Raw genomic sequence first — 25,904 nt, 5'->3', positions numbered from 1 at the left:
GGGTACAACGTACGCACCGTGTTGATCGCAGATCCTGCACCAAGCGCCCTGAAATAAAGATGTTGAGCCCATATTGTGAATAATCGACCGCGCTGATGCAGTGCAACGAGAACCGATATGAAAACCCCTTTTGAGATAAGTGATGCCTTTGAGTCCAAGATCCAGTCACCCATCAGCCGCCGACGGTAACAGCATGATTGAGGTCACCGAGGTTTCCATTGCCCAACTGCGTGCTGCGCTCGAATCGGGCCAGACGACGGCGGTTGAGCTGGTCCAGGCCTATCTCGCCCGGATCGATGCCTACGACGGTGCCGACACGCCCACCGCCCTCAACGCAGTGGTGGTTCGCAACCCCGATGCGCTCCAGGAAGCGCAGGCGTCCGATGCCCGTCGGGCCAAAGGCGAGACGCTGGGTCCGCTCGATGGCATTCCCTATACGGCCAAAGACAGTTATCTGGTGAAGGGGCTCACCGCAGCCTCCGGAAGTCCCGCCTTCGCGAACCTGATTGCTTATCGTGATGCGTTCACCATCGAACGGCTTCGTGCCGCCGGCGCGATCTGCCTGGGCAAGACCAATATGCCGCCCATGGCGAACGGCGGCATGCAGCGTGGGGTCTATGGCCGTGCCGAGAGCCCGTACAACGCTGACTATCTCACCGCACCTTTCGCATCGGGTTCATCGAACGGCGCCGGTACGGCAACCGCCGCCAGTTTCGCGGCCTTCGGCCTGGCTGAAGAAACCTGGTCGAGTGGCCGGGGCCCTGCCTCGAACAATGGTTTGTGTGCCTATACGCCTTCGCGCGGGGTGATCTCGGTGCGCGGCAACTGGCCGTTGACGCCGACCATGGACGTTGTCGTGCCGTTTGCCAGAACCATGGCGGACTTGCTTGAAGTGCTCGATGTGGTGGTGGCGGAGGATCCCGACACACGGGGTGATCTGTGGCGGATGCAACCTTGGGTGCCCATCCCGAGTGTCGCCTCGGTGCGTCCCGCTTCCTATGGGTCGCTTGCGGCAAATACCGATGCCCTCGCCGGAAAGCGCTTCGGCGTTCCTCGTATGTACATCAACGCCGATCCCGATGCAGGCACCAGCGATGCGCCTGGGATCGGTGGTCCGACGGGCCAGCGAATCAACACCCGTCCCTCGGTTATCGGGCTCTGGGAAGAGGCTCGCAAGGCATTTGAAGCTGCCGGTGCCGAGGTGATCGAGGTCGACTTCCCGCTGGTCTCCAATTGTGAGGGCGATCGCCCTGGAGCCCCGACGGTGTTTAACCGCGGCCTGGTGTCCAAAGAGTTCCTTCACCATGAGTTGTGGGACCTGACGGCCTGGGCGTTCGACGATTTTCTGCAGGCCAACGGCGATCCAACACTCAATCGCCTGGTCGATGTAAACGGACCGCTGATTTTCCCGCACGACCCAGGAACGCTGCCCAACCGTGAGGGCGACCTTGCCGCTGGCATGGACGAATATGTGCGGATGGCCGAGCGCGGTATCACTCCTTGGGACCAGATCACCACGGTGCCTGACGGGCTACGCGGCCTTGAGCAGACGCGCCGGATTGATCTTGAAGAGTGGATGGACCGGCTGGGGCTCGACGCGGTGATCTTCCCGACGGTGGCCGACGTTGGGCCGGCGAATGCCGATGTCGATCCGAAGTCTGCGGACATCGCGTGGAGTAACGGTGTCTGGGTCGCCAACGGCAATCTCGCCATCCGCCACTTGGGTGTTCCCACGGTCACGGTGCCGATGGGTGTCATGCCGGACATCGGCATGCCCGTCGGGCTGACATTCGCCGGTCGTGCCTATGACGATTCGACGCTGCTTCGCCTGGCTTCGGCGTTTGAGTCGACGGGGACGAAACGATTGATCCCGCCTCGAACCCCACCGTTGTCGGGTGGCCAGAAATAGGAAGGGCGGGATTGGGGCAGAACACGCTCCAATCCCGCTTGGTAAGCGGTAAACATAGACCTCAAGGACGCGCGATGATATTGCAACACAGGCCAGTGAAGGCTGATGACATCAAAACTATTTGTAGCTTTCCCCTTGACGCTCGGGAACTGTTTTATATGTTTCCGAAAGCTCAATACCCTCTGACTGAAGCTCAGCTGTCTAACGCTATTACTCAACGATTCGACTCGACGGTTGTCGAGACCGGGAATAGCGTCGTCGGCTTTGCTAACTTTTATCGGGCTGAAACGGGTGGGGTTTGCTGTATCGGCAATGTCATCGTTGCCCAAGAGGCACGAGGTAAAGGTGTGGCGACCTTCATCGTGGAGACGATGACTGCTCTGGCGTTCAATCGCTATGACGCCACGGAGGTGCAGATCTCATGTTTCAATGAAAACACAGCAGGCTTGCTGCTTTATCCAAAACTGGGCTTCTTGCCCTTTGCTGTTGAAGAACGAATTTCTCTGGATTGTCGTAGATCAGCACTCATCCATATGACCCGCAGCAGAGCGGGCCGACCATAATACTCACCTTGAAACCCGGTTAATGCAGCAGCTTTCAGGTACTCAGTCGGCTGCTTTGGTTCTGGTGAGTTCCCATACTTGAGCCCGGTCTGGAGCTTTGCATGAAAGTTGGCGTGATCTCCGATACCCATGGCTTACTGCGCGCCGAAGCCCTTGCTGCTCTGGAGGGGTGTGAGCGGATCATTCACGCCGGCGATATCGGCAAACTCGAAATACTTGATCAACTGGCGTCCATTGCCCCGCTGCACGTAGTACGCGGGAACAATGATCTGGACGCCCCTTGGGCAGAAAATATCGCCGACCGACTATGTTTCGACCTGAATGGATGGCAGACCTTGCTGGTACATGACATTGCCGATGTCCCAGCGGTGCTTGATGCAGGTATAAGGCTGGTGATCACCGGCCATTCGCATAAGCCACGCATAGAATGGCGCGGCGAACGGCTATACCTCAACCCCGGCAGCGCTGGCCGGCGGCGCTTCAAACTACCGGTGACGCTGGCTCTACTCGAGGTGCTTGCGTGCTCGATTGAGCCGCGCCTGGTCTCGCTACTGGAGTGACATTCCTTGGATGGTCTTGGCAAGGCATGCAGTTTCATCTCATACAGCTTTGCAGCAAAAGTATTAAGCGTGGATAGCTGTCAACTGAACTGCATTGATCGACAGGAATGCCACCCGCCACTCCTGCACACTATCGCGAAAGACATGCTGAAATCTTAATGAACATTACGCCCCATAACATTCAAAGCAGCGGTGCGGAACGCGCCCGCTGCCTTTGCTTGTTATGCGTTTTTAGTTCTTCTATGGATATCGGAAACCTTCATTCATCCATTGCCCTTTCTTGCGCTGCCTCTACCTTGTTTTTAGGTTGATAGAGCCCCGGCGCGCCTGTATATCCGGTACGTGAAGCGGCATTTCCAGTCGCTCCATGTAACTTTGCATTTTCCTCTTTTAGCCATTTATCCATTGCTCTTTCTTGCTCTTCGGATACCTTGTCTTGAGGTTGATAGCGCCACGGGATGGCTATATATCCACTGCCGTCATGAATTGGCTCGTCGTTTTTAATGGTGTCATCCTTCAAACGCTCCGATGAACTAGAAATGTCACTTAAACTTCTATCGTCTTTTTCAGTTTTAGTTTCGGTTTTAGCCTGGCTTGAGTTCTGACTGACAGAGGTTTCACTCGATTCAACGGTGTTTGTGGTGGATGTATCACTAGCAGTGTTAGATTTCAGGGCGGGGGTGGCGGGAGCGGAGACGGTGTCTGCTCTAGCTTTTGATTTATTTTTTCTTGTCAATTTATTACTGGTTTTTTGCATTTTCTTAGTTGAAAAGGCAGACTTTAGTTCTTTTTTATTCTTGTGAATAAGGTTGTCGATCGGAACATAGCTAATAATTTGGTTGGGTCTTTTTTTAATATTCGAATTATAAAACTTCACTTGCTTCTGTGTTAGCTGAATATCAGCAATAGGCGGCAATCGAATGAGGCCAATAATCGCCTCGCGAGCAATTGCATATGTAAGTTGATCAAAGCTGTAAAAAAAACCATTGCTGGATTTTGGTATGGCAGGGGATAGCGTCATCACTTCAATGGCACTGTCATGCTGGGAGAGTATTTTTCCTGCCGCTAAATCTTTATATGTGTAAACAACATTGCACTTCGATCGAATTCCACCCCAAGCGTTGCTTATAGACACTGAAGATACGTCTGCGCTTATTTCAATGCGGCCACTGTAATTTCCAAATTCGATAAAGCGATCGCTGTTATGGATTTCTTTCTGGGTCGCATTTTTGATAGCATTTCCCCAGTTTGAAATTTGTAATTCGCCTGAGAAACTATTGTCTATATCTACATTTTCTTTGGTTTTTATTTCTGCAGGAAGCACAATAATATCTATATTGTATACAAGGTCATAATAGTCAATGTCAGGAACAATGCTTTTATCTCTTTCGCTTGAAATTTCTGAATAATTTCTTATGTCGGCACAACTCGTAACTCCGAAAAAGCTAAAAGCCAGCACGAGTAAGGCAGTTGTTTTTTTTATCGACATGTTACTCTCCTATAATTATTGATTAAGGGCGTGCTTTGTCGCTGGCACATAACAATGATTAAACCGAATTCGGCGATAACGAAATAATAGAGGTCCCTAGATAACTCTGCGCTACCAATTCCGGCTTTTTTTAAAAATTCATATAAATCATGGGCCTATATTTCACGCCCAACTCATCAGCTGTAATCGCGCGACTTCTTTTTTTTGGCGCCAATATAACTAGCCGATGACAGAACGCGATCAATAGGGGGGGCGAGGAGACTGAGTGCAACCCTTGGCTTTGGGAGGCCGATTCCTGCCTGTCATGACTGGCCGAAATCCACAACCCTGAGCGGACGCCCGTCAACATCAGCTCAGGGTCAAAAGCTGCTTGCTCCGCTATTGCAGCGGAACATACACATCAGTTTGCCATTGATCTTGCGGTGTCTCGGGATAGACGCTCAGGTAATGAAAGAACAGCGGCTGGTCACGAAGTTCTTCTCCACTGGCGGGAAGCCAATCGCGGTAAATCGGATAGATCGTTTCGCCGATGTGATCCGGTGACCCCGCGTGTCGCACCACGACGCAGCGACCGCCGGGAATGACGATCTCGTGCACGCCGAACTCATTTGGCGCCACGGCCTCATGAATCTCACCGCAAATGGCGAAGCGGAATGCTTGTGGAGGTGTCGTATCGGGGTTGCCATAAGGAATGCCAAAGGTGCGACTCGATGCCACCGGCGACTGTCCGCTGTGCATACGCCACTCGATGAACTTGCGCACGCTCTCATTGACGAGCCCGGCGGGTCCGCAGTGCTCAAGCGTTGCTACCCTGACTTCAGGGAATTCCACGATTCGTACTTGCATGATGATAGTCCTGGAAAAGTGAGGGATTGCGAATACCGCATTCCAGACCTGCCAGTTCGGTTCCTTCCTGAATGCACTCGGCGTCATACCGAACGCCCGCCTGAACGCCCTGCAAAATGCCTCGGGACTTTCAAAGCCGGCACCGAGTGCGGCGTCCAGTACCGAGTGATCAGCGGGGGCGGCCAGGCGATGTGCCGCGCGTCGTAGCCGCATCAGTTGCACATAACGTGAGACAGGCACGCCTACGAACGCGGTGAATTGTCGATGGAAGTGAAACGCCGAAAAGTTCGCCACGTGGCTCAACGTCTTCACCGACAGGTCACCTTCGAGATGGGCATCAATGTAGGCGAGTACGGCGTTGAAGCGTTTTGTGTAAGCGAAGTTGGTCGGCATGTCAGACACTGGGGGAAAGCTCCTGGAAGTACGGTCGGCAATAGAGTCGACTATAGCGGCGTGAGCGCGCCTAGCCGCGTTTGCTCAAGGCACGTTTTGGGTTGGCCAGTGCGATATCTTCCAAAGCGATGTAAAGGTCGAGGGCATTCCAGGTGTCACTTCTGGCCGATTGCTGCCTGTGACGAAAAACTGCTTCGACCATGGACTGAAATAGCGGTATCACTTGTTCGCTAGATAGGCGCTTGAGCAGCGCGCGAAGTCCGGTCACGCGAGACCATCAATTCAAACTCGTCATTCAAAACAATTAGTGTTGGTAGTAAAGTTCTCGAGCCTCCTCTCTCAGACGCATCGATTTTTCGTGGTTGGTTTCGCTACCCTTATTTTTGATCACCGTCACGCCAGGGATTTTCGGTTTCAGACTGTCGAGATACTCCTCCTGAGCCCTTAAGCGTCGCTTGATACGACCATCCCTTGTATCTTCATCGGCGGAATCTTGGACTACGGTCGGCGAGTTATGAGGCGAATCCGGATCCACGCTTTGGGTTTTCCGTTGCCCAGAAGATGGTTTGATGGCCCCCCCCATGTTGTTGATTTTCAGCTCTTGTAATTCAGCACTCCCGTTTGCGGTTCCGCATCCGGAGTTCGAGAAAACCACACGACCATCCGGGGTCGTGCATTTGTACACATCCGCAGCTTGGACGATGGTGGTACAAAGGGCCGCGAGTGCCAAGTGCGAAGTCCATTTCATGATGCAACCTCCAAGAAGGCTGGACGACACTGCAAACTGCTGTGACGCTTCCCATTTCTGAGCTTAATCGTAAAAAGTACAGTGACATTGATGATAGCCGCAATGGTCAAGATTGCTGCCGGGCGCACGCTCTACTATCGGAAAGGGAGAGACGGGCTTTAGCCGATAGCTGTGACAAAGGCGGTGTTTTTCACTTAAAAGTACGTGGACACCTTCGCCATTATCGCCAGGATTTCCATGCGTCAGAGAACTTCTTGCCCCAAAACCTTTTAAAGCCCAAGTCGTCCAAGAATACGTACAGCCGGACGTCTCAATGAAAAGCGTAGCTTTGCGCCGCAGAATAAGCGCCAACCTGATTTGAAAATGGATACCTGCCTATCGTGACCGCCTGACGCCGACGTTGCCCGCTTGGTGCTACGGTGATGGCTTTTTAGCAACCAATTCGAGATATCCATATGAAACCCAATCCGACAATCGATAACGTATTACGCGTCGCGTTGGTTACAGGATCCACTTCCGGTATCGGCGCAGCCATTGCACGTGTACTAAGCCGTGCAGGCTATGCGGTGGTGCTCCATTCGCGAAATTCTGCGGATGCGGGACGCGCTATGGTTGCCGAAATGAAGCAGGCTATTTACGTGCAAGCTGATCTTGCTTTCGAAGCTGACAGGGTCAGGCTTATTAACGAGGCGATCGCCGCGTGGGGGCAGCTCGACGTATTGGTCAATAACGCCGGTATTAGCAGAGTCATTCCGCACGGCGACCTTGCCTCGGCCAACTCGACGGTGTGGCACGAACTTAACGAGGTTAATGTCGTGGCGCCGTTCCACCTAGTCGCATTGGCCGAGTCGGCATTACGCGATGCCGCCCGTGACCGTCGAGCAGGTTGCGTCGTAAACATCAGTTCGCATGCCGGTATCCGTCCTAAGGGTGCATCAATTCCCTATGCGGTAAGCAAAGCTGCGCTTAATCACATGACCCGCTTGCTCGCGGTATCGCTGGGGCCAGAAATTCGCGTAAACGCTGTGGCGCCTGGCTTGGTCGACACGCCTCTGACCGCAGAGTGGACAGGTGCTCAAGAGTTGTGGCGAACTCGTGCACCTATGCGCAGGGCCGCTAGCCCAGACGACATCGCAAAAGCTGTTGTAATGCTGGTCGAGTCGGACTACTTAACCGGCGAGATACTCCTCTCAGACGGCGGGTTGAATCTGACCTAGGTTTAGCGTGCTCCGGTGTAGCAGGTGAGAAGACGAGTCACTCTGTTTCGCCGACTCGCCCAAAGGACGGATACCATAGCTTTTCAGGGCGGGCTAGAGGACACCGCCGGACGGATACAGATTACCGAGTTGCTGCCGCATAGATGGGCGCCCGTTTAACCACGCAAGGTCTGTTGGGCTGACGTTTGCTGTCCAGGGCCTGGCCAGAAGGCTTTAGAAAATGCATAAGGGGGCTTGAAACTTGAAACTTGAAACTTGAAACAGGCTGCAGCTTCCGCATCTCTAGATGCTGACCGTTCAGTTGGAAGAGTTGTTCAACTGCTGAAGCTCAAGTTGTTTGGCAGCACTGGCTTCGAGGTTTGCACGCTCTTCATCCAGATACCGATAAATACTTTGGAGGTTGGCGATTTTCTGTTTGACTTCTGCCATCTTCTTTTCAATTAGCTTGGCGCCGTCAGCACAATCGATCAGCTTGTTCCGCTGCGCATCCAGAATCTCGCCTATTTCCCCCAGGGAAAACCCCATGCTTTGCGCGCGCTGGATAAAGTCCAGATCCTGCAGAGTTTGCGCTGTGTAATCGCGATAGTTGTTAGTTCGCCGCTGCGGTGAGATCAGGCCGATTTGCTCGTAGTAACGTAGCGTATGGCGGCTGGCACCGCTGCGGGCCTCGAGTTCGCCGATTTTCATGAAAACACCGCTTGACCATAGAGTTGGGTCGATAGTTTACGCTTGGTTCCTCACCTTAAACAAGGAACAGGGAAATGAGCGTGGAGTGCTTTGTCACGGGGGGTACCGGTTTCATCGGTCAACATTTGGTGGCGTACCTGAGTGCAAAAGGTCACACCATTCGGGTGTTGATGCGTCGCCCGGAGCGACTTGCTGAACTGCGGGAGCAAATCGACAATTTGGGCGGGTGCGCAACCCGGGTATTTGCCGTAGCTGGCGATCTGGAACGGGACAACCTGGGGCTGAGTCTTGCTGATCGAGAAGTGCTAAGGCATGCCAGCGTCGTATTCCACCTAGGCGCCCACTTCGCCTGGGGACTTTCAGTGGAGCAATCTCGTGCGGTGAACGTAGAAGGGGCAAAGCGCGTGGCGCTGCTGGCGGCTGAGCAAAAAAGCCGGTTAGTGATGATCGGCGGCTACATGCTGAAAAACCATGAACATCTGCAACGCATCGGAATTGATCCTCGTTATCCGGAGCGGACGAATTGGCCTGCCGTCTACCGGCATGTCGGTGGTTACGAGGCGAGCAAGCTGGAGGCGCATTTTGCGACCCTGGAGGTCATGTCCGCCAAGGGTGGGGAGATTACCGTTGTCCACCCCGCGACGGTCTGTGGCCACAGCCGCACGGGGCATATCGTTGACGGTCAGCCGCTAGTGGAGCTGATACGCAACCTTGTGCAGGGAAAGCTGACTGCAGTGCCTGGTACCGCCAAGCACTGGCTGCCACTGGTCACCGTGGATTACCTGGTTGAACTGGTGGCGGTTTGTGCTTTTGATCCTGCCATGGTGGGTCAGGAACTGCTGGCGCTTGATGACCAAACTCCCAATTTGCGAGAACTCCTGGTACAGGTGGCACAACCTTTGGGCTTAAAGTCTCCCAAGCATTACATTTCACTCCGATTGCTGAAGTTGCTACTGAGTATTCCTCCCGTCGCGCGGTTTTTGAATACAAAACCCGAAGCCTTGGACTTTATCCAGACCACTCGTTTTGATACAACGGCGGTCGAGCAATTTGCCGACAGGTATGGAATAGCCAAACCGGATATACGTCAGTCTTTGCAGCACACTGCAACGTTCGTCAGCTCATGTTGCATAGCCAAGGGCTAGGCCCTCTGACTTCTCCCTTGGCGGCGACAAGAAGGCGAATAGCATCCTACTGGGCGATCCAGCTTATGCCACAATAAATACTGGGGTTGGTGGGATCTTCGTATCCTCAAACTTTGCGCCGTCGATGTAGGGCGGCATTCTATCGAACGACAATTCAGCGACAGGGATCGTCATCAATGCAATCTACTTTCAGCAAAGGCGTCATGTTTGCACTCTCCGCTGCGGCACTGAACGCAACGATCGGTGTACTCAGCAAAGTACTCATGAGTAATGGTTTCACCGCTAGCAGTGTCGCTGTCATCAAGACCGTGCTTGGTTGCGTGCTTCTCTCGATCTTACTGTTTTTCCTCAAGCGCCCGGCGTCGACGACCAAATGGACTCAGGCGGCTATCTGCGCGTTCCTTGGCATCTTTGTGCTGTTCCACTTCGAAACGTCCGCCTATCGACACTACGCTGCAGCAGGTGTGGTGGTGGTGTTGATGGCCAGTGCGTCAATTTCCTCGATCATTCTGGGGCGCATTTTTCTCAAGGATGCCATCACCGCGAACGCGACCGTGGGCGCCGCACTGGCGATCGCCGGGATCGCGGTGATCTTCGGCGGCGACCTGCAGCAGGGCTTTACCCTGCAAGGTGCTGCGCTCGCCTCCACGGCCGGCTGCGGCTATGGGGCCTTTTCGGTTGCCATGAAGCGTATGGGTGTGTCGGGGGGACTGCACTTCACCCGACAATTGTTGTTCTTTGGCAGCCTGTACCTGCTGATGCCGGCTGCGGCCGATGGTTTTGCGATGGGCGAGCTGTCGCCGCTGGCGATCGCAGCGCTGCTGGCGCTGGCCACGCTGCCGACAATCCTGGGCTTCTTCTGCACCACCAAGGCCATCGAGTATCTCAAGCCATCCCAAGTGCAGGCGCTGGAACTGACCGAGCCGCTGTTCGCCGCCCTGCTGGCGTTTGTGGCGCTCAATGAAGTACCGCGCGAAAGCCTGTACGCGGGAGCGGCACTGATCATCGTCGGCCTGTGTTTCTCCAATGAACTAATCCGCTTGGGCAGCAAAGCATCCGTACCTTCGACCGAGTGAGCTATTTTCGGATCCTGATTTTGCTGATCATCCTGGTTCTCCAAAACAGGGACTGATGCGTACATTCCAGTAGCGTAGGCAACCGGGCTATTTTGGCAACTTCCGGAGGGTGGCACGCAGGTAGGGGGCTCGAGTGGAACGGTCCACAAAGGGAATATCGCTAATGTCGGGGCCAGCGCAAATCAGTCCGCTGAACGGAGCCAAAGGCAGGCACAACACCGTCTAATCTGAGTAGTACACGAGCACAAACGTGGCTCATGCCTCTTGCTACAGGGGAAACGGGATGATCGGAACAACAGCGTGCCAATGCTCATCATGGGTCCTGCTCTCCCTGTTAGCCATCGACCTGGCGCTGACGGCGGGATGTGCAGGCAAGGCTGCCACGGCTCGCTATTCGGCCTCAAACACAGGTTCAAGCTGCTATGCAAAAGCGCTACCCACCGCTGGCGAAGGTGGCCTGGCGTGGGGCTCTACCTTGAACATTGCGCGCGAAAAATCCCTGACTAATTGCATACGCTATGCCGGCCGATCCGGTGGCACGCCGGATACCTGCCACGTGGTTTTGTCGGAGTGCAAAAATTAGAAAATGGCTCGTTGGATGGAACGAGCGAGTAATGTCAGGCCCGATATCCGACACGCTCGGGCCTGACACGCGGCTCAAGCGGTAACGACGCCGACGAAGGATAGATCGACCCAGTCTGAGCCGATCTATCCACGTTGGTCAGAAGTTCCAGTTCTCAGCGCGAACGACACGACAGAATGGGCCCGCCAGGGTTGCATTGTGATGAGCGACGATATTTTCGGCCGTCAACGCAGCGGTGTCGGTGCAGGTATGACCGTCGGCGATCAGCACTGCATCGAACCCAAGATCTCGTGCGGCGCGGCAGGTGCTGTCGACACAATACTGGGTCTTCATTCCGGCAATAACCACACCTTGAGATCCACAAGCTTTTAACCGATCGGCCAGATCAGTCATGGCGAAAGCGTTGGGTCGGCTTTTTTCGAAGATCACTTCGTCGCCTTGTAGAAGCAGTTCCCGCACCAATTGTGTCAACGGGCTCGCAGGCTCGATAGGCGAGCCAGGCGGACCCACATGGCGAGCCAGGAAAACTGGCGCGCCTGCCTTCCGGGCTTTGCTCAGCAGGCTATTCAAGGTGTTTAACAGCGCTTCGCCAGCCCAGGGTTTATCCGGGCCATGAAACAATCCAACCTGCATATCGAGAATCAACAGTGCATGCATAGTGCTTTTCCTTGCGTTTGGACCAGTGACACAAGGGCAAAAGAAAAGGCCCTCTCCATCACTGGCGGGCCTTTGAAGTTCGTGCGTTATTGGCTCACGACACCTCTCACGACCCGCCCTGGGCGGTCGTGGTTGTGGTGGTCGAGGCAATGCGTGGTTGATTCATGAAGCTGACAGTATCTGCACGGTGCCTGGTTGGCAAGGACGCGTATCCGTGCGCCAAACATCGTGATGCCACGGGGCGCTTTTGAGGAGTAGGCCGCACGAACGGTGCGAAGGCATCCGGCCAGAACCACGATGTATGACAGATTGCTGCCCGTCACCAAGGGCAGCAATCAAACTGCTTGAACGTCTGCGTTGCGACATAACCTCAATGAACAAGCGCGACTAACCACGCAGCCGTTTGACGCTATCTATAATGCTGCTCAAACACCGCTACCTGCTCCGGCGTGATCAGCTGAAAGGGCACCCAGACATCCGTTTCGACCGGCTCACCTTTGATCATCTTGATGGCCGCTTGCAGTGCGCTGGTCGCTTGCGCTTTGGGGTCTTGAAAGACGGAGGCTACGAGCATCCCGCGCTTGATCGCCGCCAAGCCGTCAGGCAAGCCGTCGATGCCGACAATTGCAATCTCGCCCTTGGCTTTTCCGGCTTGCTGCAGTGCCATGGCGGCGCCGATGGCCATCTCGTCGTTGTTGGCCACGATGGCATCAAAACCGGTGCCGGCCAGCAGCCAGTTGCTGGTCAGGTCCATCCCTTTATTGCGCTGCCACTCGGCACTTTGTTGTTCGACGATCTTGATCCCTGGATAGTCCTTGAGCACCTGTTTGACGCCTTCGGTGCGGTCGTGCGTGGAGTTCTGTGCGAGGTCGCCCATGATGATCGCTATGTTGCCTTTGCCCGCCATCTTGTCAGCCAGGTAGCGCATTTGCAGTTGCCCGGCCTCAACGTCGTTGGACGCCACCGTGACCACGCCTTTGGGCAGGACGCGTTCGTCCGGATGGCGGTTGACGTAGACCAGCGGTATTTTCGCTTCGACGGCGGCGCGAGTCATGTTGGCGGTGGCGGCGGTGTCCACGGGCAGGACGATGACGGCATCCACTTTCTGGCCGAGAAAGCCCTGAATCTGATTGAGCTGGCGAACCACATCGCCCTGGGCATCCTCGAACTGGATCTGGACGTTCTCCTTTTTGGCGGCATCTTCCAGGCCGCTGCGCACATAGGTCATGAAGTTGTCGTCAACCCTGGCAATGCTGACACCGATGCGATAGCTGGCGGCGGCCCATTGGCTGAAGAGGAATAACAGCGTGGCAAAAAGCAGTGTGCAGCGACGCATGATGGTTTTTCCTTTTTTGTTATGAGTTGAAATTCATCAAAATCAAACGTGAGGGTTTCTGGCGCTCTCTGAATCAAACCTGCCGAGCGCGCCAGCGTCCTCAATCCAGCGTGAAGGCTTGCCGAAAGCGTTCAAGTGCGGCCTCGCTGTCGCCGCTGGCCCAGCCCTCGAGCCCGACGACACCGGTGTATCCCATGCGGAACAAGGCTTTGGCAATGGCCGGATAATGGATTTCACCGGTGCCGGGTTCCATGCGGCCGGGGACATCGGCGACCTGGATTTCCCCGATGGCGCTGCCGGCGCGCTGGATCAGTTCGATCAGGTTTCCTTCGCCGATCTGGGCATGGTAAAGGTCCAGGTTCATCTTCAAATGAGGGCTGCCCACAGCCTCGATCAGCGCCAGGGTGTCGTCGGCGCGAGCGAAGGGAGTGCCGGGGTGGTCCACCTCGGTATTGAGGTTTTCCAGCAAGAATACCCGGCCAGCGTCTTCGCCCAGGCGAGCGATTTTTTCCAGGGTCTTGCAGGCGCTCAGCCACATGCGTCCGGTGGTGTGGGCCACGGGTTTGACCGGCAAACCTTGGTCGCCCAGGCCAGTGCCGTGCAGGTTGAGACTCGGGCAATTCAGTTGTGCGGCGACGGCCAGGGATTCCCGTGCGCTGTCGAGCAGGTGCTGGATGTCTTCGGGGTCGGTCAGGTTGCCCGAGATGTAGCCGGTCATGGAGGTGAAGTCAGCGCCCGTGGCGACAAGGGCCGCAATGTCTTTCTTCGTCCAGTCCCAGAGTTCGGCGCTGAAACCCAGCGCGTGAATGCGTTTGACGCGCTCTGTGAATGGCAGATCGAGGAAGACCATCTCGGCACTGATCGCCAGTTTGAACGGTGTGAAACTCATGAATGGGCTCCTTGCACGCGCACAGGTTTGCCCTGCTGGAAGGACTCGATACACGCGCGGGCAATGGCCAGTGCCGCCCGGGCATCTTCACCGCTGGCGAGCGGTTTTTCGCCGGTGCGCAGGCAGTCGACAAAGTGATTGAGCTCGGCCACGTAGGCATCACGCAGCAGGTCGGTATCCATGCGCTGGGTGTCGGCCTGGATGCCATTGGCCAGATAGCGCACCAGGTCAGAGTCATTGAGGCTGCCCATGGTCAGCATGCCAGCACTGCCGAACACTTCCCCTCGAACATCGTAGCCATACACGGCCTGGAAATTGGCCTCGGCCGTCGCGATGGCGCCGTTGTCGAAACGGATCGTGACCACGGCGGTGTCGAGGAAGCCTTTGGCCTTGTAGTCTGGAGCGATCAGGGCATCGGCCATGACAAAAACCTCAACCGCTTCGGCGCCGGGATTGAGGTAGCGCAGGGTATCGAAGTCATGGATCAGGGTTTCGAGGAAAATCACCCACTGTGGCGAGGCAGCCGGGTTGTTCAGCGCCGGGTCGCGGGTCAGCGAGCGCAGCAGTTGCGGGGTACCGATACGGCCGGCGACCACGTCCAGGTGGGCGGCCCTGAAGCTTTTGGCAAAGCGGCGGTTGAAGCCGACCTGCAGCGGCACTCGCGCATCGGCGGCTGCGGCGATGGCGCGGTCGGCCTCGTCGAGGGTGATGGCCATGGGTTTTTCACAAAACACACCTTTGCCGGCGCGGGCCGCACTGATCACCAGTTCGGCATGGCTGCGGGCGGGGGCAGCAATCAAGACAGCGTCAATTTCCGGGTCATCGAGCAGTTGCTGTGGATCGGTATAGACCCGTTGCACACCCAACTCTGCGGCCAGGCGCGCGGCTTGACCGGGTGTAGGGTCGGCGATGGCGGCCAGGCAGGCGCCGGGAATGTGTCTGGCGGCAGTCAGGCCGTGAAAGCTGCCCATGCGGCCAGCACCGATGAGACCCAGGCGGATGATCTTGGACGTACTCATGAAATGACTCCCTTTTATTGTTGTTCAATGACTCGCAGCAGGAATGTCCTCGCTGACGTAAATCATGGGAGCAAGGGCTGTGCCAATTTTTAAGTAATTGATATTTAAGGAGTTAATTAATATTTATTGAAAAAAGTGCTCATTTTCATGACATGTCTACACTGACATGTCTAAAACGTGAACATAGAAGCAGATCGATGATGGTGAACCCACAGCTAACAGCCTTCAGCACGCAAGACCTCGATTACATCACCGCGCTCGGGCCTGCATCGTTGAACGAAGGACCGATCGCCGAGCTGGATCAGGCTTGGCTGGCTTGCCTGAAAGGGCGCATCGATCGACCGGCCGGCGTCCGGCAGGTTATTTGGGATTCCTGGCTGCGCAGCGTCAGTGCCGGTCTCGATCCTGAGGATGGCGAATACCGGTTTGTCGCCCCGGCCGTTCTGGCCGCAACGCTGGCGGCCAATCGCCCCTTGATCACAGCGGCCGCGGAGGTCATGAAGGGATTGCTGGCTTACAACCCCAGGGGCCATATCAATCTGACCGATGCCGCAGGCACAACCCTGTATTTCTGTGGCCTGGACCTCACGCCTGTGGGCAGTCGGCTGCTGGAGTCAGTACAGGGCACCAACTGCACCGGGCTGGCGATTGCCGAAGATCGATTGGTGTATGTGCTGGCCGAGGAAAACTTCGGGACTGGCCTGCGTCGGCGGCGCATGCATTGTGCTGCCGCGCCGATCAGGGATGCGCAGGGCAGGACGCTGGCGATGCTGACCTTGACCGCCGAGCCGGGGTGGTTTCATTTCCATACGCTGGGCACCGTCCAGGCAGCGGCCGAAGCGGTCTCGCGGCAGATGGCGCTTCAAGCGCTGCTGGAAGAACAACAAACCGTCCTCGAAGTGCTCAACGAGGGTCTTGTGGTGCTGGATGAGCGGGGCTGCATCAAGGCGCTCAACCGTTATGCCCGCCAATTGTTCCGCGTCGGCCGGGATCTGTTGGGCAGTCCGTTCCAGCGTCTGGGCCAGAGCGAACTGACCGATCAGATTCTGCTGCGCGGCGGGGAAGGGCAGCAGCATGAAGGGATAAGAGATCTGGATTGCACCTTCGAGTTGCATGATCGCAGCCTCTTGGCGTGTCTGGTGTCGGTGTGCCCACTGGAGCAGGGCGGGCGCATTGTTTCGTTGCGCGAGAACCGGCGCATCCGGGAAATTACCCGGCGGATCATCGGCACTCAAGCCAGCTACACCTTCGAGACCATTCAAGGCAGTTCGCGAGCCATACAGGACGCATTGCACCTGGGGCGGATTGCCAGTCGCAGTGATTCGACCACGCTGATCCTCGGTGAAAGCGGTACCGGTAAGGAGCTGTTTGCCCAGGCAATCCATAACGCCAGCGACCGTTGCAGCGGTCCGTTTGTGGCCGTCAATTGCGGGGCCATTCCGCGAGACCTGGTGCAGAGCGAACTGTTTGGTCATGTTGAGGGCGCCTTCACCGGATCGGCCCGTGGAGGCTCTGCCGGGAAGTTCGAATTGGCCGATGGCGGAACGATCTTCCTCGACGAAATCGGTGACATGTCTTTCGATGCCCAGGTCAGCCTGCTGCGCGTCTTGCAAGAAGGCGAGGTGACGCGCGTGGGCGCGAAAAAATCGCAGCAAGTGGATGTACGTATCATCGCCGCCACCCACCGCAACCTGAGCCAGGCGGTTGCCGATGGCGCCTTCCGTGAGGATCTTTACTACCGGCTCAATGTGCTGAATCTGACGGTTCCGCCGCTGCGGATGCGTCGGGAAGATGTTCCATTGCTGGCGCGACATTTTCTCAATCGTTGCACCCGGTCGCTGCGCAAATCGGTGCAGGGCATCTCGCCAGAGGCGCTGGATATTCTTTCGGCCTATAGCTGGCCGGGTAATGTTCGCGAGTTGGAAAACACCATCGAACGCGCGACCAATCTGGCGGTGACCGAACTGATTCAGCCAGCTGATCTACCGCTTGAAATCAAGCAAAGGCTACGTCAGCCGGCGCCGGGAAGTGTGCCCGAACCCCGGGCTGCCCTGGACCTCGGCACTCATGAAATGAATGCGATTATCGCAGCCCTCAGGGATACCCGCGGCAACATCCGCTTGGCCGCGAGGCAGCTGAATGTTTCTCGTGGCGGGTTGTACAACAAGTTGAATCGGTTCGGGCTGAGTGCCGATGCTTTCCGTTCGGAACCCGACTTCTGATGAGTAGGCTGAATGAAGAGCAACCTTGTGGCGAGGGAGCTTGCTCCCGCTGGGTTGCGCAGCGACCCCAATAGGGCTTGTCTCAGTCTTTCAGAAGAAACTCAGTGATCGGTTTTGGGGCTGCTACGCAGCCCAGCGGGAGCAAGCTCCCTCGCCACAGGTTTAGTGTGTCTGCGAAAGTGTGTGGATATTCTCGGTACCACTCACAGGTTCAGGGTCGGGCATTCTCTGAGGTGATGATCTGCAACGGAATATGGATTCGATGCCGGATCGGATCGAAGTCTGGCGTGGTCTGCAACTCGACCAGCAAATCGATCAGCGCGGTTGCCAGTAATCGCGGCTGGGAGTCGATTACCAGGCTGATCAATCCCTGATCCAGGGCTTGTCGCGACAGCTCGGTCGACTCCTGCAGAATGCAGCACAGCGACGGCTGCTTCGGCAGTTGCGAGAGGGCATTGATGACCCCGTCGCCGCCACCACCGACTACGCACAAACCACGCAAATCGTCATGCCGCGCCAGCAGGTCCAGCGTCGCCTCTTCAGTGATGTCGCAGTTGTCCAGATTGATCACCGCTTCCAGCAGCCGCAACCCTGGGGCGCGCTCCGCCAGGTAGCTGCGCAACCCCTCGACCCGCGCCTGATGGCCAAGAAAACGGTGGCCGCCGAGCAACACCCCGACACTGCCTTTGCGGGCGCCACACGTGTGCGCCATCAGCCAACCCATGGTACGTCCGACCTCGTGATTATCCTGGCCGACGTAAGGTTCATCCGCCGTCTCATGAATGTCCGACAGCATTGCGATCACCGGCACGCCGGCCTCTCTGATCTGCGCGATGGCGGCATTGATCAGCGGATGCGCGAAGCTGACCACCGCCAGACCATCGCACTGCACCGCCAGTTGTTCGATCTGGGCAATGATCGCGCTGGGCGTGCGATCGAAAACGTACTCGAATTGAATGCTCAGGTTGGCGCCAGCCTGACGCTGCGCCGCCTCGGTGATGGCGGCGGCCACGTTGCCATAAAACGCCTGGGCGGTACCGAGCAGCAGGATGCCGAAACGATAGGTGGGACGCCGTTCGCGGATCCGCTGACCGATCAGCCTCGCAGCGAAGTAACCGACCGCTTCGGCGGCCTGGAATACCTGCTCGGCGGTGTCCGGGTTGACCGGGGCCCTGGCGTTGAGCACCCGGTCCACGGTAGCGACACTCAAGCCAGCGTGTTCGGCAACGGTGGCGATGGTTGGGCGTTTAGTGTTGTTCATGGCGGGCCCCGCAAGCGCTTTGATAGAAAACTATCAAGCTTCAATGGGCCTGGATGATAGCTTGATAGGGAATGTATTCAAGGGCTTGAGGGGGATTTCTACGCTCTCTATATTTTCCCCAGCGATGTGATCCCGCGTCGAGAAGTGCCTAAAACAAACAAGCTTGCGGAGAACAATAAAATGCCTGAACAAAACGCAGCCTTTGAAAACGCCGGTAAACCCGTGCCTCGGGATTATCGATTGACCGGCCCCGAAGCCGCCCGAGCGGCGCAAAAAGGCCTGGTATCGGCAAGCTGGTATCAGTCCCCCATTTCTCGTAAACGCATGAAGGAATTGATGCAGCGCCGCGATGGCCCGGCCTTGCTTGATACCGCGATCTGGCTGTCGGCGATGGTCGTTACCGGCTTCGGCGGTTACTGGTTCTGGGGCTCCTGGGCCTGCGTTCCGTTCTTCTTCGTCTACGGGATGCTCTACGGCACGGCATCCAATGCCCGTTGGCACGAAGCGGGTCACGGTACAGCGTTCAAAACCCGCTGGATGAATGATGCGGTCTATCAGCTGTCGAGCTTCATGTTCATGTTCGAGCCCCAAGTCTGGCGCTGGAGCCACGCACGGCACCACACCGACACCGTCATCGTCGGCCGCGATCCGGAGATCGTCGAACCACGTCCGCCAAGCCTGATCAATATGGTGCTGAGCCTGTTCAGGATGCCTTATGCGTTGAAGACGATGTGGTCAGTCTGCCGGCATGCGGTAGGGCGGATGGGTGAAGAAGAGCAGACGTTCATCCCCGAATCCGAGTGGCCCAAGGTGGTGAGGGACGCACGCGTCTGGCTAGCGATTTATGCGCTTACCGTGGGCGCTGCGTTGTACATGCAGAGCTGGTTGCCGCTGATGTTTATTGGTCTGCCGACGCTCTATGGCGGTTGGCTGTCCTACCTGTTCGGCCTGTCGCAGCATGTCGGCCTGGCTGAGGATGTACTCGATCACCGCAGCAACTGCCGCACGATTTACATGGGCCCGGTGCTGCGCTTCATGTACCTCAACATGAACTATCACCTTGAGCACCACATGTATCCGATGGTGCCGTTTCACGCGCTGGCGCAGCTTCACGAGGAGATTCGCAACGACTGCCCGCCGCCTTACACCAGTCTGTTCGAGGCCTTCAAGGAAATCATCCCGACTGTCTGGAAGCAGCGCAAAGACCCGACTCATTTCGTCTCTCGTCCTTTGCCACAACGCGCAGCGCCGGCCGCCAACGTCCAGGCGGAACCTGAAGTAACGCCGGCCTGACACCTTCCTGTCTGTACCACTACAAGAGAAAACGCCATGACCGATCAATGGATCGATGTATGTGCCGTGGACGATATCGACGATGAAGATGTCATTCGTTTCGACCATGGCCAGCACACCTATGCCGTCTACCGCTCCGCTAACAGCGAATTTTTCGCCACCGCGGGCCTGTGCACCCACGAGTCCATCCACTTGGCTGATGGCCTGGTGATGGAGCATGTCGTCGAGTGCCCCAAGCACAACGGGCGTTTCGACTACCGCTCCGGCAAAGCCCTTGGCGCACCGGTGTGCGTCAACCTCAAGACCTATGAAGTCCGGGTCGAGGCGGGGCGTGTGCTGCTCGCCATCACGGTTTAACTGCGCGGAGTCTGTGCCATGAATCCTGCCAATGCTCCATTGATCATCGTCGGCGCCGGGCATGCGGGTGGCCGCGCGGCCCTGACCTTGCGCGGTGAAGGTTATAGCGGTCGCCTGATTCTGATAGGCGACGAGTCCTACGCGCCCTATGAACGTCCGCCGCTGTCCAAGGGGCTGTTGCAAGGCACGGTCGATCTGGCGGGATACAGCCTGTGCGACACCGCTCAGCTCGCCGATCTGGACATCGAACACCTGGCGGGTAACCCGGTGAAATGCCTGGATCCGCCGCAGCATCGTCTGCAATTGGCCGACGGCAGCTGGCTGCATTACGCCCGGCTGTTGTTGGCGACGGGAGGGCGGTCGCGCAGACTCGCCTCGGTGCCCGAGGATCTGCTCAATGTGCTTTATCTGCGTACCCATGACGAGGCGCTGGCATTGCGCGCGTCGTTGCAACCTGACGCCCGGGTGGTGATCATCGGCGGTGGCTTCATCGGACTCGAAGTCGCCGCCACCGCCCGAGCCTTGGGTTGCACGGTGACTTTGCTCGAGGCCGGACCGCTTTTGGCGGGGCGGGTGTTGCCGGAGCGGCTGTCCAGTGTCCTGCTGGACCTGCATCGCAGTCAGGGCGTGGATGTCCGGCTGAATGTGGCCATTGAGGCGGTGCAGGGCACTACTCACGTTGAGTCCGTGCAACTGGTCGACGGCCAGTTGCTGCCCTGCGACCTGGTGGTGGTGGGCATCGGTATGCAACCCAACACTGAACTGGCCGCGGCCGCAGGACTCGAGGTCGGCCAGGGCATCCGCGTCGATGCCCAACTGCGCACCAGTGCGCCGGACATCTTTGCGGCGGGCGATGTCTGTGAGTTTCGGCTGCACCCGCAAGGCGTTTTTCAGCGTCAGGAAACCTGGCGCAACGCCGAGACCCAAGGCCGTCATGCCGCCCTGAATCTGTTGGGCGGCGAGTTGCCCTTCGAGGTCATTCCCGGTTTTTGGTCCGATCAATACGACTGGGGATTGCAGACCGTGGGCGTGATTGCAAACACAGAACCCACGGCGAGCCGGACAACCCCCGGTGGCGGTTTCCTGTTGTTCTACCTCGATGCCGAGCAACGTCTGCAAGGCGCTTGCGGCTGGGGGCGGGGGAACAGCATCGCCAAAGACATCAAGCTGTGCGAACGGCTGATCGCTCACCATAACCCTCTCTCGGTTGACGCTCTGGCCGACGCCGATGTACCGCTCAAACAACTGCTGAGGAACTGATATGCGTGAATTCCTGGTCTTTCAGTCCCAGTGGGCCATGCAAGATTACCGCGGCCAATGCGACCTTCCCCTGGAAGCGCAAGTGGAGAAAATCGCCGCCGCCGGCTTCGACGGCATCACCGACCATTTCTGGGTCGCGCAACACGCCGCACGCCTGCATGCCGCCGCCAAGGCGCAGGGCCTGAAAATCGAAGGTCAGGTGTTCCCCCGCACCGTGGATGATCTGGCGGCAGCGATCGATGTCGCGTCCCGCTACGGCTGCCACCACCTCACGCTGCAAGCAGACGTGAGGCCGCGCACGCTGAAGCAAGCTATCGAACTGATCGAAGGCTGGCAGCGTCTGGCCGAGCAGGTGGACTTTCCCGTTCTGCTGGAAACCCACCGTTATCGCCTCACCAATGACCTGTTGTTCACCCTCGATATTCTCGCTGAAATGCCCGATCTCAAACTATTGGCCGACCTGTCCCACTATGTCGTGGGCCGCGAACTGCCAGAGTCGGCCACCGCCGAGGACGACGAACAGATCCACACCATCCTGCGCCACAGTTGGGGTTTTCATGGTCGTGTCGCCAACGGCGAACAGGTCCAGGTGCCCCTGAGCTTCGCCCAGCATCGACCCTGGCTGGAGCGTTTCGTGGGCTGGTGGCGCTATGGGATCGAGGATTGGCTGGCCCGACCGAACACGCCCGACAGCCTGTCCTTCACCTGTGAACTCGGCCCGCCACCCTATGCCATTACGGGTGCCGATGGACGCGACATCACCGATCGCTGGGCGGAGGCGCTGATGCTTAAGGAGGTGATACGTGAGGTGTGGAGTGACTGCCGGGCGCGGTCAATCGATGGGGGCTGATTTAACGCAGGAGTGGTGTAGGGCGGACAGCTTTCGGACCCAAAGCTGACGTTGTCCTCAGTCAGCTCCAAGTCTTCTCTCGATCCAGTCGGTCGTGGGTATTCAGCGGCGCCACGCTCCCTCGGGCAATTCGACCTGCCGCTGGGCCGCAGCCAAGGCGATCTTCAGCCCCTCTTTATCCAGCGGTATGCAGTAGGCGGGTTTAGCCCGTTCGAATCGCCAGCTTTCATCAAGGCTGCCCGCATCTGCCGCGTCGAATCCAATCTCATCCAGCAACTTGATCACCAGCGCTTTCGCCGCCGGATCATCCGCAGCGATCGGCAGTGCGCGTCGGTCGGGCGCTGCTTTCGGGCGCGAGTCCTGCAGCAGGTCCTGGGCGAGGATTGCATTGAACACCTTGACCACGCTGGAGTGGGGCAGATGCTCGGCGAGCAGGCGGCTGGTGGTGGTTTCGAATCGGTCGAGAGCGGCAATGTGACCGTCACGTTCCGGGTAGTAGTTATTGGCATCCAGCACGATTTTACCTTCTAGCGATTTGGCCGGAACGCTTCGGTAATGCTCAAGAGGAATGGCCACGAGTACAACGTCGCCAAATTGTGCTGCGTCCTCGGCAGTGCCGACCTGACTGCCAGGAATGCCACTGAGCACGCTGCTCATGGTCTGTGGCCCACGTGAATTGCTGAGCATCACCTCGTGTCCCGCAGCGATAACCAGTTGCGCCACTGCGCGTCCGATGAAGCCTGCCCCAATAATGCCGATACGCATGTCCTTGCTCCGCTGGTTGGTAAGAAGAAACCATGATGATTGCCAACCAACGGCAGATAAATGATCATCGATTACTTAGTCTCGTTACCGGGAGTATTGAATGATGGATCGCCTGACGAGCATGGGGGCGTTTGTGATGGCGGCGGAATCCGGCTCCTACGCCAGCGCCGCCGAGCGATTGGGCCTATCGCCGCAGATGGTGGCCAAGCATGTTTCCGCGCTTGAGCAGCGGCTAGGTGCGCGGCTACTGAACCGCACCACCCGACGCCAGAGCCTGACTGAGTTGGGCAGTGTTTACTACGAACGCTGTAAGCACATTTTGAGCGAGGCTCAGGCTGCCGACTCCCTTGCGCAGATCATGAACGACACCCCGCGCGGCAAACTGAAAATCAGCGCTCCCGTCACGTTCGGCTCCTATAGCCTCATGCCCTTTGTGACGGAGTTTTTGCGTCAGCATCCGGAGGTCGAAATCGATCTGCATTTGACCGATCGCTTCGTCGATCTGGTGGAGGAGGGTTATGAAGTGACTTTCAGGATTGGCCCATTGACCGCGTCCAGTTTGACCGCCAGGCCGTTGGCGCCTTATCGGTTGGTAGCCTGTGCGGCACCGAGCTATCTGACCGATCGCGGAGTGCCGCAAGTACCGGATGATCTGAAGAATCATGAGTGTCTGGGGTATGCCTATTGGTCCCGGCCGGCCGACCGCGAATGGATATTCTGCAAAGGTTCCGCAGTTGAACGGGTACAAGTCGTTAGTCGATTGCAGGTCAACGAGAGCAAAGCACTGCTGTCGGCAGCACTGGACGGGTTCGGGATTGTCCTTGGACCGGAAGACTTTCTTGAGCCCTCATTGCGCAGCGGCGGGTTAGTTCGACTGTTAGCTGACTACCAGGCACCGAGCCGACAAATGCATTTGCTCTACACGGCCAATCGTCAGAGAACAGCCAAACTCCGACGATTTATCGATGCTGCGCTCGCCCGCTTTGGTGCTCATTGAGCAGGCTTTTGAGTTGTCTCTGTCTAGTCCTGAAACAGGTGTAAACCTTATTCAGGACTAGACACTCAGCCGCATTGATCTGTGATTGATCTCGGTCGCAGGCTACTGCTTCATTGACTGTCCGTTTCTGGCCGACTGCTGCCCTCCATGAAGGGCAGCTTCAGGTCGACTCCGACCTGTGACGGCCGGCAACAGTCGACCCAATAGGGTTGTCCACAACGCCCCATCAATTTGGCCGCAAGCGGCCGCCCTTAACGATGTGGGTGTACAGTCAAAGACACCAGTTTGAGCACAATGGGGCGAACGACGAGTATGCACAGGAATGCCACTGGCATGGCCAATTTATAGGCGTGCAGCGCATTACTTAGGTAATCAATCTCAATACCGGAATTTGCCGCAGTGATCACGAATGACATCAAGAGCGCCATGATTGTGGCCATATACAGTGCGAAAACATAAGGCGTAGCGCGAACCGAGAGCTTACGCTGGTTGAAAGATAGAGCTTTAGAGGATGTTTTTGGATTCATATCAGACCTTTTTGATCTTCGATTGATAGGTGATGAACACCATAGCAAGATCAAAAATTAGCAACTAGACGGCTAGCAGTGGTTGCTTTATAAACAAAATCTTATGAATGACTCTTCTCGCTGGGACAAAGATGAACCTGTTAGGGGCGATTGCTAGCTTTATCAAGGTGGTTGAAGCGGGCTCCATCGTGGGCGCGGCCAAAACCCTGGGCGTCAGTGCGGCAGCCATTAGCCAGACCATAAATCGCTTGGAAACCCACCTAGGTACGCGCCTTCTCCAGCGCACCACGCGTAGCATGGCGTTAACCGAAAGCGGCATGGTGTACTACGAAAAAGTGAAACGCATAGCGCGTGATCTCGAATCGGCGCAAAGCGCGATCACCAGCGCGCAGACTCAACTCCAAGGGCGACTGTGCATCGCTTCTACCTCCGCTTTCGGGCGGCATGTGTTGGCATCACTAATCGCCGGCTTCGCTGCACGTTACCCACGCCTGACACTTGAACTCTCAACCACAGATCGCAAAATTAATCATATTCAAGAAGGCATTGATCTGAGCCTGCGGATAAAACCACAACTAGAAGAGGGGATCGTCGCTCGCAAGATCGTTTCAGTCCCTTTTATCATCTGCGCGTCACCCATCTATTTGGAACGAGTCGGCTGGCCACGCGATCCTGAAGAACTCCAACACCATGCCTGTCTAGCGTTTCGCTACCCGCTAGACGGACGCTTTCTACGTTGGGGTTTTATCCGGGATGGGCAACATTACGACGCTACTCTCAATGCGACCGCAATCAGCGACGATATTGACGCTCTAGCCCAAATGGCCATCCGCGGCGCGGGAATAACCCGTTTGGCGGAGTTCGTGGCGGCGCCCTATATCGAAAGTGGCCAACTCGTTCCTCTGTTTGAACATCGCCACGCTTCAACGTATGCCTACGCTGAACCGCTCGATATTTATGTATGCGTCCAGGAGCGCGCCGCCATCACCCCCAAGGTCAAAGCTTTTATGAATTATTTGACTGAACATCTGGAAATGCGCTGGCCGATGGAAAATACCTTTACGGCGTCCTGATACGGTGCTTTGCCGCCTTCATAAATTCAATGGCCGAACTTTGCATCGGATATCAGTTACGAACTGCTGCTTGCCGGTGACTACGGCCGATTGCAGTCTGATTCAACGGTAAGCGTTCCGGCAATACATCTTGCGGCCTATCACCAGATGCGACGGTGTTCGTATCTTTGATATACAGCAGA

At 56.8% G+C, this 25,904-nt stretch carries 25 protein-coding genes; 14 read left to right on the top strand and 11 right to left on the bottom strand.

Annotation, left to right across the window (positions count from 1 at the left end; genetic code table 11):
• Positions 1 to 193: 193 nt before the first annotated feature.
• The 3 genes from ACZ3HH_RS15550 (at position 194) to ACZ3HH_RS15540 (ending at position 3,032) form a co-directional block, all read left to right on the top strand.
• Entirely contained in the window at positions 194 to 1,909 is a 1,716-nt protein-coding gene (locus tag ACZ3HH_RS15550; RefSeq protein ID WP_465805711.1) for an amidase, read from the top strand.
• Positions 1,910 to 1,983: 74 nt separating this feature from the next.
• The gene (locus tag ACZ3HH_RS15545) at positions 1,984 to 2,472 is read left to right on the top strand and encodes a GNAT family N-acetyltransferase (protein WP_465805710.1); all 489 of its coding nucleotides are present in this window, start codon (positions 1,984 to 1,986) and stop codon (positions 2,470 to 2,472) included.
• 101 nt (positions 2,473 to 2,573) lie between these two features.
• Positions 2,574 to 3,032: a metallophosphoesterase family protein gene (locus ACZ3HH_RS15540; RefSeq protein WP_465805709.1), complete on the top strand. Its 459-nt coding sequence runs from the start codon at positions 2,574 to 2,576 to the stop codon at positions 3,030 to 3,032.
• 259 nt (positions 3,033 to 3,291) lie between these two features.
• Here the strand turns inward: ACZ3HH_RS15540 and ACZ3HH_RS15535 are convergent, their stop codons facing one another.
• From ACZ3HH_RS15535 to ACZ3HH_RS15525, 3 genes are all read right to left on the bottom strand, one after another.
• Positions 3,292 to 4,521, bottom strand: a complete 1,230-nt coding sequence (locus ACZ3HH_RS15535) for a hypothetical protein (protein WP_465805708.1) — start codon at positions 4,519 to 4,521, stop codon at positions 3,292 to 3,294.
• A gap of 378 nt (positions 4,522 to 4,899) precedes the next feature.
• Positions 4,900 to 5,769: an AraC family transcriptional regulator gene (locus ACZ3HH_RS15530; protein ID WP_465805707.1), complete on the bottom strand. Its 870-nt coding sequence runs from the start codon at positions 5,767 to 5,769 to the stop codon at positions 4,900 to 4,902.
• 295 nt (positions 5,770 to 6,064) lie between these two features.
• The gene (locus ACZ3HH_RS15525) at positions 6,065 to 6,508 is read right to left on the bottom strand and encodes a DUF4124 domain-containing protein (protein ID WP_465805706.1); all 444 of its coding nucleotides are present in this window, start codon (positions 6,506 to 6,508) and stop codon (positions 6,065 to 6,067) included.
• A 455-nt stretch (positions 6,509 to 6,963) separates the two neighbouring features.
• Between ACZ3HH_RS15525 and ACZ3HH_RS15520 the strand changes: the two genes are divergently transcribed.
• Positions 6,964 to 7,725: an SDR family NAD(P)-dependent oxidoreductase gene (locus ACZ3HH_RS15520; RefSeq protein ID WP_465805705.1), complete on the top strand. Its 762-nt coding sequence runs from the start codon at positions 6,964 to 6,966 to the stop codon at positions 7,723 to 7,725.
• A 297-nt stretch (positions 7,726 to 8,022) separates the two neighbouring features.
• Here the strand turns inward: ACZ3HH_RS15520 and ACZ3HH_RS15515 are convergent, their stop codons facing one another.
• Positions 8,023 to 8,412 carry a MerR family transcriptional regulator gene (locus tag ACZ3HH_RS15515; RefSeq protein ID WP_110625627.1) on the bottom strand — a complete coding sequence of 130 codons (390 nt, stop codon included), beginning with the start codon at positions 8,410 to 8,412 and terminating at the stop codon, positions 8,023 to 8,025.
• 74 nt (positions 8,413 to 8,486) lie between these two features.
• Between ACZ3HH_RS15515 and ACZ3HH_RS15510 the strand changes: the two genes are divergently transcribed.
• The 3 genes from ACZ3HH_RS15510 to ACZ3HH_RS15500 all read left to right on the top strand — a co-directional run bounded on the left by ACZ3HH_RS15510 (position 8,487) and on the right by ACZ3HH_RS15500 (position 11,216).
• Entirely contained in the window at positions 8,487 to 9,557 is a 1,071-nt protein-coding gene (locus ACZ3HH_RS15510; RefSeq protein ID WP_465805704.1) for an SDR family oxidoreductase, read from the top strand.
• A 176-nt stretch (positions 9,558 to 9,733) separates the two neighbouring features.
• A complete protein-coding gene (locus ACZ3HH_RS15505; RefSeq protein ID WP_465805703.1) occupies positions 9,734 to 10,633 on the top strand; it encodes a DMT family transporter in 900 nt (299 codons plus the stop codon).
• 283 nt (positions 10,634 to 10,916) lie between these two features.
• Positions 10,917 to 11,216 carry a hypothetical protein gene (locus tag ACZ3HH_RS15500; protein ID WP_465805702.1) on the top strand — a complete coding sequence of 100 codons (300 nt, stop codon included), beginning with the start codon at positions 10,917 to 10,919 and terminating at the stop codon, positions 11,214 to 11,216.
• 138 nt (positions 11,217 to 11,354) lie between these two features.
• Here ACZ3HH_RS15500 and ACZ3HH_RS15495 read toward each other — a convergent pair whose 3' ends face one another.
• The 4 genes from ACZ3HH_RS15495 to ACZ3HH_RS15480 form a co-directional block, all read right to left on the bottom strand.
• Positions 11,355 to 11,873 carry an isochorismatase family protein gene (locus ACZ3HH_RS15495; RefSeq protein ID WP_465805701.1) on the bottom strand — a complete coding sequence of 173 codons (519 nt, stop codon included), beginning with the start codon at positions 11,871 to 11,873 and terminating at the stop codon, positions 11,355 to 11,357.
• Between the two features lie 409 nt (positions 11,874 to 12,282).
• Entirely contained in the window at positions 12,283 to 13,209 is a 927-nt protein-coding gene (locus ACZ3HH_RS15490; RefSeq protein WP_465805700.1) for a sugar ABC transporter substrate-binding protein, read from the bottom strand.
• Between the two features lie 100 nt (positions 13,210 to 13,309).
• Positions 13,310 to 14,098: a TIM barrel protein gene (locus ACZ3HH_RS15485; RefSeq protein WP_123359822.1), complete on the bottom strand. Its 789-nt coding sequence runs from the start codon at positions 14,096 to 14,098 to the stop codon at positions 13,310 to 13,312.
• Positions 14,095 to 15,117, bottom strand: coding sequence for a Gfo/Idh/MocA family oxidoreductase (locus ACZ3HH_RS15480; RefSeq protein ID WP_447790038.1), 1,023 nt, complete (start codon positions 15,115 to 15,117; stop codon positions 14,095 to 14,097). Before ACZ3HH_RS15480 ends, ACZ3HH_RS15485 begins: the two co-directional genes overlap by 4 nt.
• Positions 15,118 to 15,317: 200 nt before the next feature.
• Between ACZ3HH_RS15480 and ACZ3HH_RS15475 the strand changes: the two genes are divergently transcribed.
• Positions 15,318 to 17,339 (top strand): sigma-54 interaction domain-containing protein, encoded by a 2,022-nt coding sequence (locus ACZ3HH_RS15475; RefSeq protein WP_465806077.1) that lies wholly within the window; start codon positions 15,318 to 15,320, stop codon positions 17,337 to 17,339.
• 211 nt (positions 17,340 to 17,550) lie between these two features.
• Here the strand turns inward: ACZ3HH_RS15475 and ACZ3HH_RS15470 are convergent, their stop codons facing one another.
• Positions 17,551 to 18,600 carry a LacI family DNA-binding transcriptional regulator gene (locus ACZ3HH_RS15470; RefSeq protein ID WP_465805699.1) on the bottom strand — a complete coding sequence of 350 codons (1,050 nt, stop codon included), beginning with the start codon at positions 18,598 to 18,600 and terminating at the stop codon, positions 17,551 to 17,553.
• Between the two features lie 180 nt (positions 18,601 to 18,780).
• On the opposite strand from ACZ3HH_RS15470, the gene ACZ3HH_RS15465 reads away from it, so the two are divergent.
• The 4 genes from ACZ3HH_RS15465 to ACZ3HH_RS15450 are packed head-to-tail and all read left to right on the top strand — an operon-like array spanning position 18,781 to position 22,360.
• Positions 18,781 to 19,893, top strand: a complete 1,113-nt coding sequence (locus ACZ3HH_RS15465; protein WP_465805698.1) for a fatty acid desaturase family protein — start codon at positions 18,781 to 18,783, stop codon at positions 19,891 to 19,893.
• Positions 19,894 to 19,929: 36 nt separating this feature from the next.
• On the top strand, positions 19,930 to 20,250 hold the full coding sequence (locus ACZ3HH_RS15460) for a MocE family 2Fe-2S type ferredoxin (protein ID WP_447790044.1): 321 nt from the start codon (positions 19,930 to 19,932) through the stop codon (positions 20,248 to 20,250).
• Positions 20,251 to 20,268: 18 nt separating this feature from the next.
• Entirely contained in the window at positions 20,269 to 21,510 is a 1,242-nt protein-coding gene (locus ACZ3HH_RS15455; protein WP_465805697.1) for an NAD(P)/FAD-dependent oxidoreductase, read from the top strand.
• A 1-nt stretch (position 21,511) separates the two neighbouring features.
• Entirely contained in the window at positions 21,512 to 22,360 is an 849-nt protein-coding gene (locus ACZ3HH_RS15450; protein ID WP_465805696.1) for a sugar phosphate isomerase/epimerase family protein, read from the top strand.
• Between the two features lie 102 nt (positions 22,361 to 22,462).
• On the opposite strand, the gene ACZ3HH_RS15445 is transcribed toward ACZ3HH_RS15450, so the two are convergent.
• Positions 22,463 to 23,125: an NADPH-dependent F420 reductase gene (locus tag ACZ3HH_RS15445; RefSeq protein WP_465805695.1), complete on the bottom strand. Its 663-nt coding sequence runs from the start codon at positions 23,123 to 23,125 to the stop codon at positions 22,463 to 22,465.
• A 100-nt stretch (positions 23,126 to 23,225) separates the two neighbouring features.
• Between ACZ3HH_RS15445 and ACZ3HH_RS15440 the strand changes: the two genes are divergently transcribed.
• Positions 23,226 to 24,122 (top strand): LysR family transcriptional regulator, encoded by an 897-nt coding sequence (locus tag ACZ3HH_RS15440; protein ID WP_465805694.1) that lies wholly within the window; start codon positions 23,226 to 23,228, stop codon positions 24,120 to 24,122.
• A gap of 251 nt (positions 24,123 to 24,373) precedes the next feature.
• On the opposite strand, the gene ACZ3HH_RS15435 is transcribed toward ACZ3HH_RS15440, so the two are convergent.
• Positions 24,374 to 24,649: a DUF2798 domain-containing protein gene (locus tag ACZ3HH_RS15435; RefSeq protein WP_465805693.1), complete on the bottom strand. Its 276-nt coding sequence runs from the start codon at positions 24,647 to 24,649 to the stop codon at positions 24,374 to 24,376.
• 131 nt (positions 24,650 to 24,780) lie between these two features.
• Between ACZ3HH_RS15435 and ACZ3HH_RS15430 the strand changes: the two genes are divergently transcribed.
• Positions 24,781 to 25,722: a LysR family transcriptional regulator gene (locus tag ACZ3HH_RS15430; RefSeq protein WP_465806075.1), complete on the top strand. Its 942-nt coding sequence runs from the start codon at positions 24,781 to 24,783 to the stop codon at positions 25,720 to 25,722.
• Positions 25,723 to 25,904 lie beyond the last annotated feature (182 nt).

The sequence above is a fragment of the Pseudomonas sp. PME37.24/025 genome, assembly GCF_055556615.1.
Note: the sequence above shows the minus strand (reverse complement) of the source record. Positions and strands in the feature narration are given on the sequence as shown.